15 protein-coding genes are annotated in these 15,995 nt (G+C 68.4%); 6 read left to right on the top strand and 9 right to left on the bottom strand.

The window, feature by feature from the left end; all coding sequences use genetic code 11:
* Positions 1-80: 80 nt before the first annotated feature.
* Positions 81-710: a TetR/AcrR family transcriptional regulator gene (locus GVN21_RS08815; protein WP_276608497.1), complete on the top strand. Its 630-nt coding sequence runs from the start codon at positions 81-83 to the stop codon at positions 708-710.
* Between the two features lie 7 nt (positions 711-717).
* Here GVN21_RS08815 and GVN21_RS08810 read toward each other — a convergent pair whose 3' ends face one another.
* The 4 genes from GVN21_RS08810 to GVN21_RS08795 form a co-directional block, all read right to left on the bottom strand.
* Positions 718-1,638: a hypothetical protein gene (locus GVN21_RS08810; RefSeq protein ID WP_166574362.1), complete on the bottom strand. Its 921-nt coding sequence runs from the start codon at positions 1,636-1,638 to the stop codon at positions 718-720.
* Positions 1,635-2,807, bottom strand: a complete 1,173-nt coding sequence (locus tag GVN21_RS21350; protein ID WP_166574361.1) for a Gfo/Idh/MocA family oxidoreductase — start codon at positions 2,805-2,807, stop codon at positions 1,635-1,637. The genes GVN21_RS08810 and GVN21_RS21350 overlap by 4 nt, the downstream gene beginning before the upstream one ends.
* Positions 2,808-2,910: 103 nt before the next feature.
* Complete coding sequence (locus tag GVN21_RS08800; RefSeq protein ID WP_166574360.1) at positions 2,911-3,672, bottom strand: 6-phosphogluconolactonase; 762 nt, start codon at positions 3,670-3,672, stop codon at positions 2,911-2,913.
* Positions 3,669-6,080 (bottom strand): GH116 family glycosyl hydrolase, encoded by a 2,412-nt coding sequence (locus GVN21_RS08795; protein ID WP_166574359.1) that lies wholly within the window; start codon positions 6,078-6,080, stop codon positions 3,669-3,671. Before GVN21_RS08795 ends, GVN21_RS08800 begins: the two co-directional genes overlap by 4 nt.
* Before the next feature lie 167 nt (positions 6,081-6,247).
* Here GVN21_RS08795 and GVN21_RS08790 point away from each other — a divergent pair, with 167 nt between their 5' ends.
* From GVN21_RS08790 to GVN21_RS08775, 4 genes are all read left to right on the top strand, one after another.
* Positions 6,248-7,021, top strand: coding sequence for a PIG-L family deacetylase (locus GVN21_RS08790; protein ID WP_205690000.1), 774 nt, complete (start codon positions 6,248-6,250; stop codon positions 7,019-7,021).
* Positions 7,018-8,529: an MFS transporter gene (locus tag GVN21_RS08785; protein WP_166574358.1), complete on the top strand. Its 1,512-nt coding sequence runs from the start codon at positions 7,018-7,020 to the stop codon at positions 8,527-8,529. Before GVN21_RS08790 ends, GVN21_RS08785 begins: the two co-directional genes overlap by 4 nt.
* 63 nt (positions 8,530-8,592) lie before the next feature.
* Positions 8,593-9,366: a phytanoyl-CoA dioxygenase family protein gene (locus GVN21_RS08780; RefSeq protein WP_166574357.1), complete on the top strand. Its 774-nt coding sequence runs from the start codon at positions 8,593-8,595 to the stop codon at positions 9,364-9,366.
* Positions 9,363-10,250: a hypothetical protein gene (locus GVN21_RS08775; protein ID WP_166574356.1), complete on the top strand. Its 888-nt coding sequence runs from the start codon at positions 9,363-9,365 to the stop codon at positions 10,248-10,250. The genes GVN21_RS08780 and GVN21_RS08775 overlap by 4 nt, the downstream gene beginning before the upstream one ends.
* Here GVN21_RS08775 and GVN21_RS08770 read toward each other — a convergent pair.
* Genes GVN21_RS08770 through GVN21_RS08750 form a run of 5 tightly spaced genes read right to left on the bottom strand, consistent with a single transcriptional unit; the run spans position 10,247 to position 14,352 of the window.
* Positions 10,247-11,386, bottom strand: a complete 1,140-nt coding sequence (locus GVN21_RS08770; protein ID WP_166574355.1) for a fumarylacetoacetate hydrolase family protein — start codon at positions 11,384-11,386, stop codon at positions 10,247-10,249. The two genes, GVN21_RS08775 and GVN21_RS08770, sit on opposite strands and share 4 nt — an antisense overlap.
* Positions 11,386-12,216: an amidohydrolase family protein gene (locus GVN21_RS08765; RefSeq protein WP_166574354.1), complete on the bottom strand. Its 831-nt coding sequence runs from the start codon at positions 12,214-12,216 to the stop codon at positions 11,386-11,388. Before GVN21_RS08765 ends, GVN21_RS08770 begins: the two co-directional genes overlap by 1 nt.
* The gene (locus GVN21_RS08760) at positions 12,213-12,650 is read right to left on the bottom strand and encodes an RbsD/FucU domain-containing protein (protein ID WP_166574353.1); all 438 of its coding nucleotides are present in this window, start codon (positions 12,648-12,650) and stop codon (positions 12,213-12,215) included. Before GVN21_RS08760 ends, GVN21_RS08765 begins: the two co-directional genes overlap by 4 nt.
* A complete protein-coding gene (locus GVN21_RS08755) occupies positions 12,644-13,666 on the bottom strand; it encodes an aldo/keto reductase (RefSeq protein WP_166574352.1) in 1,023 nt (340 codons plus the stop codon). Before GVN21_RS08755 ends, GVN21_RS08760 begins: the two co-directional genes overlap by 7 nt.
* A complete protein-coding gene (locus GVN21_RS08750; RefSeq protein WP_166574351.1) occupies positions 13,666-14,352 on the bottom strand; it encodes a GntR family transcriptional regulator in 687 nt (228 codons plus the stop codon). Before GVN21_RS08750 ends, GVN21_RS08755 begins: the two co-directional genes overlap by 1 nt.
* A 116-nt stretch (positions 14,353-14,468) precedes the next feature.
* Between GVN21_RS08750 and GVN21_RS08745 the strand changes: the two genes are divergently transcribed.
* Positions 14,469-15,989 (top strand): altronate dehydratase family protein, encoded by a 1,521-nt coding sequence (locus GVN21_RS08745; RefSeq protein ID WP_166574350.1) that lies wholly within the window; start codon positions 14,469-14,471, stop codon positions 15,987-15,989.
* Positions 15,990-15,995: the final 6 nt, after the last annotated feature.

Genomic DNA, 15,995 nt, shown 5'->3' with positions numbered 1-15,995 from the left:
TCATCGCCCTTCTCCGTTTTCAAGGCGTATAGAGGCCGCCGGCTCTGGCGCCCGGCCAAGAGTTCGCGCAAGGTTTGTAGATGATTGAAGGTTCCCCCGAAGGTCCTCCTTCCGCGCCCGGAACGCGGCAGCCGCGGGGTCGCAAGCGCCGCGCGGAAATCCTCCAGGGCGCGCGCAAATTGTTCGCCCAGCGCGGCTTCCGGGGCACCAGCCTCGCCATGCTGGCTGAGGAAATCGGCATCACCGACGCCGGTCTGCTCTATCACTTCCCCACCAAGAGCGCGCTGCTGCTGGCGGTGCTCGAGGAGACCGACCGCGAACAGGAAACCCGCATGGCGGGCGACCTGGACACGGCGGACGCCCACTATGTCGCCTCATGGGCGGAGTTCGGGAAGGTGCTGGAGGACGATCCGGTGCTCACCGCCCTGGACGTCCTGATGTCGGCCGAGCACCTCGAGGCCGGCTCCGAATTCAACGAGTACTTCAAGGGGCGCTACGAGACGTTCCGCAACCGGCTGGTGCGCTCGTTCGAGGCCGGTCGCGACGCAGGCGTCTTCCGCAGCGACTTTGACCCTTTGATGGAGGCGGCGCTGATGATTGCGACCCTTGATGGGCTGCGCCTGCAGTGGCTGCTCAGCGACGGGCGGATTTCGATGGCCGAAGCGATGCGCTATTTCATCCGCCACATGGAGGCGCGCATTCTGGCCTGACGTCGGGCTAGCCGACGGCCGCCAGGTTCGCGGCGCGGCGCGCGAGAATGAGCGCCCCGTCTTCCGGCGACCTCGCCGGCGAGGCCAGCGTCGCGTCGGATCGGCGCCGGGACAACCGCTCACCGATGGTGGCGAGCAACGCCGCTCCGCCCTGGTCGATGGTGCCCCCCCCGAAACAGGCCTGGAAGGCGCCGGGGCCCAAACGGTCCGCCATGGCCACTGTCGCGGTGACATAGTCGTCCACCGCGGCATCGACCAGCTGAACGGCGGCGGTGTCCCCGTCCCGCCAGGCCGCGAAGACCACGGGCCCGATCTTGAGGATCTGGTCCTTCGCGCCCGGATCGCGGATGACCCAACGGGCGAAGGCCTTGGCGTCAACGCCGCAGTGGGCGAGCACCTGATCCTTCAACGGGGTGGCGGGCGTCCGTCCATCCAGCATCCGGGCGACCAGCGGAACCGTCTTCAGCCGTAGGTCGAAGCAGTCGGCGATCCCGACGCTGTCGAACACGCACTCCTCGCCGACCCGCGCCCGCCAGGCCATCGTAACCTCTGTGCCGTGCTGCACCAGGGTGGCCCGATCTGTTGTCGCCGCGCCGGCGAGCGCCACGAGGCTGTCGTTGACCAGCAGGAGGCGGTCTCTGGGCACACCGATGGCTTCAGCGACGCGCCGGTGCTGCTCAGGGTGCTCTTCCGGGAAATCGACGCCGCTCAAGCCGATCGCGACATGGGCCAGGTCCTCACGCCGCGGCGCGAGCTGGTCCACGATATCGCGCAGCACTGCCAGCGCCCGAGCATCGGGCATCCCCACGATGGCGCTGGGACCCGTGCGAATCCGGTCCATCCCGGGCCCCTCCAGGGTCTCGGCAACGGCAGCGGTCTTGGTGGCGCCGGCATCGATGCCGATCACCCGCAATGGCATCGGCCTCACGCGGCGATGCCGGCTTCAGCGGCGTCGAGCCGGGTCCAGAGCGTCGCGCAGTCGACGATGCGCGACTCGCTCAGGGCCCGATCGATCGCCATGACCGTCAGGCCCGCGACCAGAGAGTCGGTCACCGACACAGGGAAGGCCCGCTCGCCGTCCAGGGCGGCCACCAGATCACGGGCCATGGCCTGGTCGGCGCCCCCGTGGGAGTCCCCCTGCGGCCCGCGCCAGCGCAGCTGCTCGACCGTGCCTCTCGCCTCGAGCGGCGTGATGACCAGGGTGTTCTGCACCAAGTCGATGGTCAGGGTTCCGTTTCTGCCCACCAGGTTCCAGCGGCGCTCGGGCGCCGCCGCGCTGGTGTTGGAATGGAAGGACAGCCGAACCCCGTTGGCGTACTCGACGATGGCCACCTGGTGGTCGGTCACATCCATGTCCGCGCCGCTGATGTCGGGCGCCGCGTTCCAGCCGGACAGGCGACGCAGGATGGCCGGCCCCTGGTCACGGGATTGTTGCGCGGCCTCTTCGTTGAAGATGCGCCGCCCCCCGAAGCTGGCCACCCGAACGGGGCGCGCGCCGACCATTCGGCCCAGGATGTCGAAGTCGTGGCACACCTTGTCGAGCATGTAGGACCCGCCCCACTCTACCCGCCGGCGCCAGTTGCGGGCGAGATAGGCCCCGTGGGCTGGCGGCAGGTGCTCGGTGGCGTCGATCGAGATGATGTCGCCGATCACGCCCGCGTCCAGTCGCTCGAAGGCCGTCCGCACGATCGGGGCGGAGCGCGCCACCAGACCGACCAGCACCCGGCCCTGGCCGCGCTCCCGGATCAGACGCGCCGCCTCGAACGACTCCTCCTCGGTCCGCACGATCGGCTTCTCGATGAAGACGAACCCTGGATGACGCTCCAGCGTCTCGGTCAGGTGCTGCAGGTGCAGGTGGTTCGGCGAGCCGATCATCACCAGGTCGTACGACCCGTCAGCCAGCATCGTCTGGATGTTCGGATAGGAGCGCCCGGCATCAACCCCCTGCTCGGACAGCAGCGGCAGGCCCACGGGGGCCGGATCGACATACCCGGCGAGCTCGAAATCCCAGCCCTCGGCGCTGGCTGCGCGCAGCAGCATGCCCAGGCGCATGCCAAGTCCGATGACGGCGATCCGGTGTTTCTTGCGCTGTTGCACGACATCCTCCTGCTGACAGATCACTTAGTGATCACTAAGTGTTTTGACAATGCGCTTTTGGGGCGACATCCCGTCTCTTTCGGCTCTCGCTTGAAAAGGCGGGCTAAGCCGCCTGGGCCGCAGCCGCATCCACAAGGATCCGGGGATTGCGGCACGCGGAAATCACGCTCGCCGGCCACGACGGACAGAACCCGTTGCTTTTCGTGAGGCGCGCCAAAGCGGATCCCTTGTGGCTCCCGTGAAGCATCATGACGGCGGAGCGGGAATGGTTGACGATTGTCCCCAACCCGATGCTGACCCCATGGCTGGGGACCGCCTCCAGCGATCCGAACTTCGGGAAGGTCGAGAGGTTGTCCTCCCGCGTCTCCCTGGCCAGGGCGACGATCCGCGTGGCGCTTTCCAGCGGCGTACCCGGCGGGTTGAACGCCACATGGCCGTCGGTAGCGCCGGAGGCGAGGAGGAAGAGGTCGATGCCGCCAAGATCGCTGATCAGCGCCTCGTAGGCGGCCGGATTCTGCGGGTCCGGTACATGCAGGTTCGAAGCCGGAAGTCCTGGGAGACGATCAAGGAGGTGGCGGACGGCGAAGCCCGCGCAGCTGTGGTGCGCGCTCGTGGGGACGCGTCGCCACACCTCGCCGTCACGCTCCACGAACTCGTCCATCATGATCAGGTGCAGGCATGCGAGATCGATCGCCCCCGCCGCCTCGACCAGCGCCTGGTAGACCGGCAGCGGTGTTCGACCCGCCGGGCAGCCGAGCACGAAGTTCCGCCCCGCCGCCTCCGCTTCGCGGACGCCGTCCAAGATCCCCTCGGCCAGCCGCTGACCGATGGCTTCCGGCGTCGGCAGGGTTTCGACCGGGATCACCGCGTGCTCCCGTACGGTCGGAAGTCGAGCCGATCCACGACGATGTCTCCCCCGCGGACGTCGATGAAGGGCTTGCCGCCGCGCACGCCGACAAGGCCATAGCCGCGCTCGGTGGCCAGCACGGCCGAGACATCACCGGAAACAGCGGGCGCCAGGGTCAGGCAGCGGGTGCGGGCGTCATAGTCCTGGCCGGTCATGGCCTGCAGCAGGGACCAGGAGGACATCGCCCGGCCGTACCAGTGGCCCCACTCGAACTCGCTGAAGGGATTGCGGACGCGACCGTCGTAACGCGCTCGGGCGGCGCGCACGATCTCTAAACCAGCCTCGACCTCCTTGTGCCGGATGAGATGGGCGGCGACCTGATACTCGATCCCGGTCCAGGCTTCGTCGCTGTAGACGAACGGAAAGTGGGGCGCGGCTCCGTGGGGCCAGCTGCAAAGCAGCAGCGCCCCCTCCTCCCCCAGGGCATAGGCCGGCCGTTGGGGGTTGGCGTGGTCCCGCAGCGAGGCGCGGAAATTGTAGCGGTGGACCGCGCGCAGGTGCGAGGCGACCTTCCCGGCATCAAGGCCGGTTTCCAGACCGGAGACCTGAGCCAGCCATTCGCCGACGATGCCGTCCGACAGGCAGCCGCCAGCGTACTGGTACTTCGGCCCCTCGCGCCGGACGCTCTCTAGGGACTCTTCCGACATGTCGCCCGCCAGGGCGCGGTCGTCCCAGAGCACCTTCTGGACGAAGTACTCTCCGTTGAAGAGCTCGCCCTCCAGGCGCGCCACCGCCTTGTCCGCCAGCGCGCCATAGCGGGCGCCCGGTTCCCCCAGCGCCTCGGCCATCTCCACGGCCGCCCGAAGCGCCGCCAGGTAGAGGGTCCCGGCCATCCCGTCAGGGCCCCAGAACTCGATGTCGTAGGTGTTGTGGTGGGGCTCGGTCAGCCAGCCGGCCTCCTCCGGGTCCCAGGTTCGGATGGCGTAGTCGAGGCTCGCGACGATCCGCGGCCAGAGCCGGCGGAGCCAGGCGTCATCGGCGCAAATCCGCCAGTCGCGGTAGACCTTGACGATGCCGCCAAGCTGGCCGTCGGCGGCGGGGCGCGCCCGCCTGGGGTTGGGCCGAATCGGAATCTGGGCCCGGAAATTCTGGTGGCCGGTCTCGTCCTGGTTCTCGAAAAACTCGGTCTCCCGGAGGGTCCGCTCAAGGGCCGGGAAAAGATGAGGGATCGATTGGGCGTAGTTGAAAACGTGAGTGCAGGAGCCCTCGAAGCTGCCCTCATGGTCCGCGCAACCTTCCCACATAAACAGCCGGCCGTCGGCCTGGCGCTCCACCGTGGGTGATTTTAGGATGGTCAGGTTTGCCGAGACGGCATCCTTGATTTCGGGCGGCAGGGCCTGTTCAGCGAGGCAGGCGGCAAAAGTCTCCGACCGCTCGCGCAGGTCGTCGTAGTTCTCGGCCCAGAACCCGGCCAGCGCGTCGGCATCGGCGAATTGAGCGGCGTACCAAGGCACGTGCGTCTCGGTCCCGTCGGTGCGCCCCTTCGGATCGAACGGGCCGGCGCCCCGGCGCAACGAGGTCTTCGGGACGAACCAGGACAGGCGAAGCCGCACGCGCCGGGTCTCACCGGCTGCCAGGGTGAAGGGGACGTAGAGGCTGCCGCCATCGCTGGGGTCGCCGTCTTCGTGCGCTCCCGCCGGCGGGATCCTCCCCTCGGCGACGCCGCGCCACAGATCGGTGACCGGATCCCACCAGCCGCCGCGAAACCAGCGCGCGCTCGCGATCGTCTCGGCGGCGTCGCAGGCGATGGTGAACGCGCCGTCCTGCTCGGGCTTTTCGCTGCTTCCCGACTGCCACAGGCGGACCTGGCCGCTGGTGGCATCGACGCCGGCCGGCCCATCCGCCCCGGCGATGCGCATGAAGTTCCGGGCGTGGTACGAGAAGATCACCTCGACCCGTTCAGCGGATCGGTTCTCAAGCTCATACTCCAGGCCCGCGACCGGAAGGCTGGAGGCGTCGGCGTCCCCCGGGACAAACGGGCTCCAGCCCGTCAGGCGGCAGAGCAGCGGCCCTTCGCACGGCTCGAGCGTCAGGGTGGAGAACGGAAATCGCGGTTCGAACCGGCTGCCCGGAAAGCGCGGCAGGCCGAAGGTCTTGCCTTGCTGTCCGCGACCGGTTCCGGTCGAGTCCGGCCAGGGGAAGGTGACCTTCCAGCCCGGAACCGGCCCTTCGAGAACGCGCGCGCCATGGCCCGAGGGCGACGACCAGCGGACCGCGCCGAACACGAAGGGCTCGTTCAGCAAGGCGGGGGCATTGCGCACCGAAACGGTCGTGAGCGCCCCGGCGCCGGACAGGCACACCATGCCGGCGCCCAGCCCACCCATGGGGAATGCAACGCGCTCGGCTGTCGCGCCGGAATAGCTCAAAGGGCCACCTCCCGAGCTCACATTACACCTCCTTGACCAATTACTTAGTGACCACTAACTTTCTTGAACCCCGTCGGTCAAGCGCAGAGCCTGCACCATGCCCCCGCCCCCTTTCCCAAGTCGCCTGACCACCGACCACGCCAACCTGATCAAGGTTTCCTGACAGCATGGTGCGAATTCTGGCGCTGCACGCCCACCCCGACGATATCGAGATGCTGGCCTCCGGGAGCTTGGCGCTGCTGTCCCGACGTGGTCACCACATCACGATCGCCACGGCCACCGCCGGCGACTGCGGTTCGGCCGAGCATGAGCCGGATGTCACCGCCCGTATCCGCCAGAGCGAGGCCGCGGCCGCGGCCGCAATCATCAACGCCGACTACCGATGCGTGGGGCTTCCAGACCTGGGCGTCTTTAATGACGATGCGACCCGGCGGCGCGTCACCGAGCTGCTGCGCGAGGTGCGGGCGGATATCGTCATGACGTCGTCTCCGGTGGACTACCATCCCGATCACGAGACGATCAGCCTTTTGGCGCGCGACGCCTGTTTCGCGGCCCCCGTTCCCAACTACCGCACGGGCGACGCGCCGGCGCTTGAGGCCATTCCGCATCTCTACTTCTGCGACCCCGCGGGCGGCCACGACCGCGTGGGCGTTCGGGTGGAGCCGGAGTTCGGGACCGAGGTGTCCGGCCTGCTGGACGTCAAGCGGGCGATGCTCGCCTGCCATCACAGCCAGAAGGCCTGGGTCGCCAAGCAGCACAGCGTCGATGATTTCGAGGCCTCGATGGAGGCCTGGACCCGGCAGCAAGGGGCCTTTTTTGGGGTCGAACATGCCGAGGGCTTCCGACAATACCGCCACACGCCCTATCCGGTGACGCCGCTTCTGCAGACCCTGCTGGGCTCGGCGCTGCTTCAGCCCAAAGCCGAAGGGAGCGCCAAGTGACGGCCGGTATCGAAGTCCCAGCCTCCGAAGTGGACGCCACCGCCGCGCTCCGCGAACCCGCGGCGGAACAGCCCGGCACGCCGCCGCCCCTCGGGTTCGGCGTCCGCCTGGGCTACGGCTTCGGCTCCCTCGCCTACGGCGTTTCGGCGACCGTGCTTTCGGGCTCGGTGCTGCAGCTCTATTTCAACCAGGTGATCGGGCTAAATGCCGCCTGGGTCGGTATCGCCCTGGCGCTGACCATCATGGTCGACAGCGTCATCGATCCGATGATCGGCCGGTTTTCCGACAATCTGCGCAGCCGCTGGGGTCGCCGGCACCTGCTGATGTACGCTTCGGCCCTGCCCTCGGCGATCGGCATCGTCGTGATGTGGCATGCGCCGCAGACCCTTGGGACCACGGGCCTTCTCGTCTTCATGATCGGGATGCTGCTGTTCGTGCGCATCGCCGTCTCGTTCTACGAAATCCCCTCCCTCGCGCTCGCCCCGGAGCTGGCCCCCGACTATCACGATCGCACCGCGCTGATCGCCTGGCGCTACTTCTTCATCTACGGCGGCGCCGCGGCGATGAACGCCATCCTCTACCAGGTCTTCCTGCGAGAGGACGCCGCCAACCCCCTGGGCGCCCTGAACCGTGAGCGGTACGCCGACTTCGGCCTGTTCGCCGCCGTGGTGATCTTCGTGGTGATCATCACCGCGTCCCTGTCCACCCATGGCCGGATCCGCCACCTGCATGTTCCGGCCGTGCGCCGGACCACCCTTGGCCAGACCTTCAAGGAGATGCTCTTCATCATCTCCCACCGCCCCCTGCAGTTCCTTATGGGCACGACCCTGCTCAACGGCTTCGGCGGCGGCGTCCAGTTCGGGCTTCAGGCCTATTTCTTCCTGCACTTCTGGCTGCTGAAGCCGCAGGACCTGGCCTACGTGCTGTTCGCATCGCCTTTCGCGGCCATCCTAATGCTCTGGGGCGCCCCCCGCATCTCCGCCCGCATCGGCAAGAAGACCTTCCTGATGGCCTGCTACGTCGGATGGGCGATCAGCTTCAGCTTTCCATTCGTCGGGCGAGCGCTGGGCCTCACGCCCCCCTCAGGCTCGGGGGCCCTCCTGGCGCTCCTGATCGTGTCGGGCTTCCTGGCTGTGGCCTTCTCGATCGGCTTCCTGATCATGTTCAACTCCCTGCTCGCGGATGCGGCGGACGACATCGCGGTCAAGTCCGGCCTGCGGTCGGAGGGCGTGCTGTACGGGGCGTTCGGCCTGCTCGACAAATGGGGGGCGGCCATCGGCGCCGTGGTCGCCGGCCTGCTCCTGACCTGGGTGGCGTTTCCGGCGAAAGCCATCCCCGGCACCGTCGACATGTCCATCATGAGTCAGCTGATCTTCACTGCGGTGCCTCTGATTGTCGGCGGGAACATCATCGCGATGTTCATCGTCTCCCGCTTCAGCATCGACAAGGCGACGCATGAAGCGAACCTCGAGGCGCTGCGCCGCGGCGCGAGCCGGCCCGCGCCTTGACCAATTACTTAGTGACCACTAACTTTCTTCCGTTCCCGCAAATGCGCCAGCGCAGAGGTCCACATGTCCTTCCCCCAACCCACCCAGGACCAGATCGATACGTTCGCCAAACAGGGCTGGCTGGTGGTCGAAAACGCCATTCCCCAGGCCGACCTGGACCTCATTGAGAGCAAGCTTGAAAGCCTCCTGACCGACAAGGAGCGGCTGGCCTTCGACTGGGCGTGGGATGAGAACGAGGATCGGGAAAACCGCTCCTTCCGCATCGTTCAGTCCTGGCCGTCGCTGGTCTGGAAGGACATCGCCGACCAGGCCTATCGCAAATGGCTGGTCGCGTTCGGCTCCGCCCTGATGCAGACGCCGATGGCCTTCTGGTACGACCAGTTCCTGGCCAAGCCGCCGGGCAAGAGCGTGCCCACCGAGTGGCACCAGGACGAAGGTTACTGGGGCCGCAATCTCGACGACAAGGGCGTCACCTGCTGGATCCCGCTGCAGGACGTGGACGCCAACAACGGCTGCATGCACTTCATCGACCGCGGCCATCTAGACGGCATCCTGACCCATCGCCGGGTCGAGGGCATGGCCAGCGATCTCCTCACCTGCAGTGTGGATGAGAGCCGGATGGTGATCTGCCCGATCAAGCGCGGCTCGGTGACCTTCCACCACTCCAAGACCCCGCACATGACCACGGCCAACACCTCGCGCGGCTGGCGCAAGGCCGTGACCAACCACCTGTCCGCGGTGGGTGTCGAAGGCGAAGGCGACCACTATCCCTGGAGAGTGCACGTCAACCAGGGCCTGGACCTGAAGGGCCGCATGCCGGAGCCGGAGGCCCAGTGACCGCCGCCCCTGCGGAGGCTCCGGCGCCGCCGCGCCTGCGCAAGGACATCAACGATGTGACCTTCCTGGGTCTGCCGTCCTGGTCCGCCGGACCGGGGCCGGAGTTTTCCGAGATCGTCAGCGCCCTGCGCGCCGCAGGCATCGAAGCTGTCCAGTCCCGCGCGCCTGAGCGCTTTCTCGACGCGGGCTTTGCCGCGACAGGCCTCGCCCGCGTCATGTCCGTCGGCGAGTCCGACACGGTCGCGCAACGCGGCGGCCAGCTCGGCCTGGAATTCACCACCGTTCACCTGGGCGACGGACTCGAGTCCCAGTTGGAGGGCGAGCGGCTGGTTGGCGACATGCTCGAGGCCGCCGCGCGCCGGGGCCATGCGCTGCACCTGGAAACCCACCGGGGCACGCTGACCCAGGACATGCGTCGCACGCTCGATCTGGCGGCGCAGTTCCCTGATGTGCGGTTCACCGCCGACCTGTCCCACTGGTACACCGGCCTGGAGATGACCTTTGGGGACTTCGCCGGCAAGCTGGAGCGGCTGACGCCGGTGTTCGAGCGGGTGCGCTCGATCCACGGCCGGATCGGAGATTCCGGGTGCATCCAGGTCGGCATGTCCTTCGACCCGGACCGGGAGGCGATTGGACATTTTCAGGAAATGTGGCGTCGCTGTTGCCATGGCTTTCTGCTTAGCGCCCAGCCGGGCGAGGTCCTTCCGTTCGCCGCCGAGCTGTTACCGCACGACATTACGTTCGGCGGCCGGACCGTCACGATCAACTACGCCCGGCTGGTCCGTGGAGAGGATGGCGCCCTGCGGGAAGAATCCGATCGCTGGACAGACGCCGAGGCCCTCTGGCGGATCGCCCAGTCGGCCTTCGCGGCGGCCGCCGACTAGAGAAGACCGCGCGCCGCCAGGCTCCGCATCAACGCCCGCGTCCCGAACCGCCAGGGCGGGGCGAGATCCGAGGTCGTTACCGCGTTGATCAGCGATCCCAGCTTTGCGGACCGGATGTGCACCGTATCGCCCACCACGTGCGTAAAGCCCGCGCCCGGCGCGCCGCGGTCCTGCGTCGGGGCGAAGAGGGTTCCGAGGAAGAGCATGAAGCCGTCGGGATACTGGTGATCGGCGCCGGCGGTCTGGGCGACGAGGTCCAGCGGATCACGGCTGATCCGGCGCATGGAACTGGAGCCATTCAGGACAAAGCCGTCACGGCCGGTGACGGTCAGGCTGAGCTCTGCCTTGCGCACATCCTCCATGCCGAAGCTGTCGTCGAACAGGCGGACGAAGGGGCCGATGGCGCAGGAGGCGTTGTTGTCCTTGGCCTTCGACAGCAGCAGTGCGCTGCGGCCTTCGAAGTCGCGGAGGTTCACATCATTGCCCAAGGTGGCGCCGACAACCTGCCCATCAGACGCACAGGCCAGCACCACCTCCGGCTCCGGATTGTTCCAGACCGACTTTGGATGCAGCCCCACCTGCGCCCCCCAGCCCACGGCCGACATCGGCTGGGCCTTGGTGAAGACCTCGGCGTCGGGGCCGATCCCGACTTCCAGATACTGCGACCACAGCCCGGCCGCGATGAGGGCCGCCTTCAGGGTCTCGGCCTCGGGCGATCCGGGGCGCACCCCGGGCAGTTCGGCGCCCACGGCGTCGGAGAGATCCCGGCGGATGGCTTCGGCCGCCGCCGCGTCGCCCCGCGCCCGCTCCTCGATGACACGCTCGACCAGGCTATCGGCGAAGGTCACCCCGGCCGCCTTGATCGCCTGCAGGTCGCAGGGCGCCAGCAACAGGCCCTCCTCCGCGGCCTGCTGCAGCGACATCAACAACGTGCCGGCGTGCCGGGCAACACGGGCGGCGGGGTCGGGGAGGTCGAAGAGGTCGCTGAGGGTCGGAGCGAGCGACGATAGGTCGAAGAGGCCGGCGTCCCGCACCGCGACGGGCCGGGGCCCCGGGGTTGCGCCTTCGACCCAGATCCGGCCGACCAGGACCCCCGCGCAGCCATCGTCGGGAAGGATGTGGGCGATGTCGGCCATCAGAGCTCCAGTCGATAGAATGTCTTGGCCACGCCGCCGAAGACCAGCTCCAGCTCGGCCTCCGAGAGCCCGGCCAGCAGCGCCTCGGCGGTTCTGAGCCAGCCCCGATAGTCACCGTTGAGATTGAGGACGGGCCAGTCGCTGCCCCACATCAGCCGGGCAGGGCCGAAGGCCTCCAGCAGGACGTCCACGTAGGGTCGCAGGTCCTCCGGGGTCCAGCCTGGGGCCGCCTCGGTGACGAGGCCGGAGAGCTTGCAGACAGCCTTGCTCTCCTTGGCGATCGTCCGCATCGCCTCCGCCCACGCCGGGAATCCGCCGCCTGCGATGTCCGGCTTGCCGCCATGGTCCACCACGACGCGGAGGTCAGGGTAGCTGGCCAGGAAGCGTCGCAGATTGGCCAGATGCTGGGGCTTCACCAGGGCATCGAAGGCCAGGCCGCCGTCGACCATGGCTCGCAGGGCCGGCGCCAGCGTTGGTCGCAGCATCCAGCCGTCGTCCGGGATATCCTGGATCATCGGGCGAAGGCCCAGGAGGGCCGGCCGTTCGGCCAGCCGGCGGATGTCGTCCGCCGCGCCGGGGGCTTCCAGGTCCGTCCAACCGACGACGCCCGCAACGAGCGGCTCGCGCTCGGCGAGGTCCAGCAGAAAGTCGGTCTCCGCGATGCTGGGCGCGGCCTGCACCAGCACGGTTCGGGAAATCCCTTCGGCGGCGATCAGGGGGCGGAGGTCTTCGGGCAGGAAGTCGCGATAGATCGGGCCGAACGACTCGGTGAGCCAGCCGTAGTCGCCCCGCAACAGACGCCAGAAATGCTGATGCGCATCGATCCTCATGGGACCTCAGCCCGGACGACGCCCTTGGTCAGGAGCAGATTGCCGTAGAGCTGGGTTTCGCCGGTCGCCACGACCGCGAAGGCGCCGGCCGCCCGGGCATAGAACGCGTCCCGTTCCAGCGCCTCGACCGGCCCCTCGTACCCGGCGCCCTTGAGCAGGTCCGCGAAGGCCCGGGCAACCGGCGGGACCTCGTCCGGCGCGCCGACCACAGCCATCCGGAACGCCGCGGACGGAACGAAGTCGTCCAGAGGGAGGACCGTGAGGACGGCGGCGAGGAGTCGCTCCGCCCCGATTCCGTCGGCGCGGCACAGGCGTGTCGCCATGGCGGCTGCCGGGAAGTTGGCGTCGACGATCGCGATCTCGTCGCCGTGCCCCATGGCGCGGAGGATGGCGAGCAGGTCGGGCCCGAGCAGGGGATCGATGCCCTTCAGCATGCCGCGACCTGCTGGGCCTGTGGGATCAGGCCGCGAGCCTGCAACTCTTCCCATAGCGCGGGCGGGCACGGGGCCTCCATCGCGCTGACGTTCCGCTGCACCTCGGCCGGGGTCCGCCCGCCGGCCAGGACGCCGACCACGGCCGGATGCCGAACCGGGAACTGCAGGGCTGCCTGGGCCAGGGGAACATCGTGTCTGGCGCAGACCTCAGCCAGGGCGGCGGCCCGCGCCAGAATTTCATCGGAGGCCGGCGCATAGTCGTAGAAGGCGCCCGGCTTGGGACCCGTGGCCAGCACGCCGCTGTTGAAGGGGCCGCCCAACACCACGCCGACCCCCCGCTCCAGGCATCGCGGCAACAGCCGATCGGCGGCTGAGGCATCGAGCAGGGTGTAGCGGCCGGCCAGCAGGAAGAGGTCGGGATCGGCCTGGTCCAGCAACTGCTCGCAGGGGGCGCAGGCGTTGACCCCGGCGCCGATCGCCGAGACGGCGCCGGACGCGCGAAGTTCAGAGAGCGCCCGCCAGCCGCCGAGATCAAACAGCTCACGGGTTCGCGCCTCGAGAGCCTCCCCGTGGGTCGCGACGTCGATGTCGTGGACGTAGAGGATGTCCACCCGGTCCAGGCCCAGACGGCGGAGGCTGGCCTCGAAGGAGACCATGATGCCGTCGTAGCTTAAGTCGAACCGCGCCTTGACCGGCGGCACGTCCACATAGATGCCCGCGCCCTCCTCGCCCGGCGCACAGGGCTCCAGGCGACGACCCACCTTGGTCGAGATCACATACTCGACGCGAGACCGCGCCCGGAGCGCAGCGCCCAGACGCGTTTCAGCCAGGCCATGGCCATAGAGCGGCGCGGTGTCGAAGTGGCGCACGCCCATGTCCCAGGCAGCATCGACGGTCGCGTGCGCCTCCGACTCGGAAATCGGGACATGCATGTTGCCCAGGGGCGCGGTCCCAAGACCCAGGGCGGTGAACGGCAGGCTGCCGCCGCCGCTCAGGGGAAGCCGGCGATGGCGCATCAGCGGGGCTCAGGCGGCGCGAGATGCGACAGCTGGCGCTCCACGGCAGCCGTCACCTCGAGAAGGTGCGCGCGCATGGCGGCGGCCGCGAACTCCGGGTCGCCCATGCGGATCGCCTCGACGAGGCGGCGGTGCTCGTCATAGGTTGCTTCGGGACGGCCGGCCCCCGGCAAGGCAAGCCGACGCACCCGGTCCAGCTGCGCCCGGGCCGACTCCAGAAAGCGAAGCGCGCGAGGGCGTCCGACCGCGCTGAAGATCAGGGCGTGGAGATCTTCGTCGAGCTCGTAGAACTGCGTGAGTTCATCCCGGCGCAGAGCCTCGGCCTGGGCGGCGATGTTGGCGTCGAGCCGGGCCATGAGGGCTGGGTCTCGCGCCAGCGCCACGTCGCGCATCGCCTGCGTCTCAAGGCCCAGCCGGATGAACATCCCTTCGCGGACGTCCTCAGCCCGGATCTTTGCGACGAAGCTGCCGTGCTGGGGGAAGATGTCGACAAGGCCCTCTTCGGACAGCCTTGCCAGCGCCTCGCTCACCGGCGCCCGGGACATCCCGTAGGCGAGGGCCAGCTCTTCCTTCCGCAAGGGCGCGCCTGGCGCGAGCTCCAGGTCACGGATTCGCCGCCGCAGCTCATCGTAGATGCGCTCGGCCTTCAGCTGATCCCTCGTCTGCGCCAGCAGCGGCTCGTTCAATTCCTTGTTCCTCGGCTCACTGACATGTTAGTCAATGCGAGCCCGTCGTCAATTCCGACAATCCATCTCCCATCTAGGCTGTCAGCGGCACAGGAAACATTTCAGTGGACGACCTCATGCGGCGACCCGCGCTCGCTGTGCGGCTGCATCCCGGGGACAACGTGGTCGTCGCTTCCGGCCGCATCGCAGCCGGGGCCCTGATCGAGTCCGAAGGGGTCAGGACGGCCCAGGCGATCCCGAGCGGCCACAAGATCGCGACCCGAGAGATCGCCGAGGGTGACGCCGTCCTGAAGTATGGCCAGGTGATCGGCGTCGCCACCTCGGCCATCAGGGCCGGCGACCATGTCCATCAGCACAATCTGGCCATGTCGGACCTGCGCGCCGCGGCCTCCGGCGAGGGCGCGCTCTCGTCCACGACCGACGCCCCCACCCGCACCTTCCGGGGATACCGTCGCGCGAACGGCAAGGTCGGCATCCGCAACTACATCGGGGTGCTGACCTCGGTGAACTGCTCGGCGACCGTCGCCCGCATGATCGCCGAGGCGGCCGAGCGGTCCGGCATGCTCGACGACTGGCCACAGATCGACGGCGTGGTGCCGATTACCCACACGAGCGGCTGCGGAATGGCGGGCTCGGGCGAAGGGTTCGACATCCTGCGCCGAACCCTCTGGGGCACGGCGGCGAACCCCAACTTCGGGGCCGTCCTGCTGGTCGGCCTGGGGTGCGAGGTCATTCAGGTCGGTCGCTTCATCAAGGACTACGGCCTGGGGTCGAACCCCACCTTCGAGGCCTTCACCATCCAGGACTCGGGCGGCACCCGCCGCGCGGTCGAAGAGGGCCTTGCGCGCCTGCGGACCTTGCTCCCCCTGGCGGGCGCCGCGCAGCGCACCGAGTGCCCGGCCAGCGCGCTTGTGCTGGGCCTTCAATGCGGCGGCTCGGACGCCTGGTCCGGCGTCACCTCGAACCCCGCGCTCGGCGACGCGGCCGACCGCCTGGTGGCGCAGGGCGGCACGGTCATCCTTTCCGAAACCCCAGAGATCTACGGCGCCGAGCACCTGCTGATCGCGCGCGCTGAAAACCCGCAGGTGGTCGACCGGCTGAAGGACCGGCTGGTCTGGTGGGAGGCCTACGCCAGGAGCCACGGGGCGGAACTGGACAACAACCCCTCGCCCGGCAACCTGGCAGGCGGGCTGACGACCATCCTGGAAAAGTCCCTGGGTGCGGTCGCCAAGAGCGGATCCTCCACCCTTCGCGAAGTGGTCAACTACGCCGAGCCGCTGAGCCGCCAGGGCCTGGTGTTCATGGACAGCCCGGGCTTCGATCCCTGCTCCGCGACGGGGCAGGTGGCCTCCGGCGCGACGATGATCGCCTTCACCACCGGCCGGGGATCGGCCTTCGGCTGCAAGCCCTCCCCGTCGCTGAAGCTGTCGTCCAACACGCAGATCTACGAACGGATGAGCGAGGACATCGACCTGGATTGCGGCGCCATCGCTTCGGGCGGTGCGTCGGTCCAGGACAAGGGAGCCGAGATTTTCGAGCTCCTGCTGCGTGTCGCCTCGGGCGAGCGCACGAAGAGTGAGCAGCTGGGATACGGCGGCGCCGAATTCGTGCCCTGGCAGCTTGGCGCAACCCTATAGCGAGGC

The organism is Caulobacter sp. SLTY (assembly GCF_009905535.1).
Classification (GTDB): Bacteria; Pseudomonadota; Alphaproteobacteria; order Caulobacterales; family Caulobacteraceae; genus Caulobacter.
The sequence above is the reverse complement of the archived record's forward strand: the minus strand, read 5'-3'. Positions and strand labels throughout refer to the sequence as shown.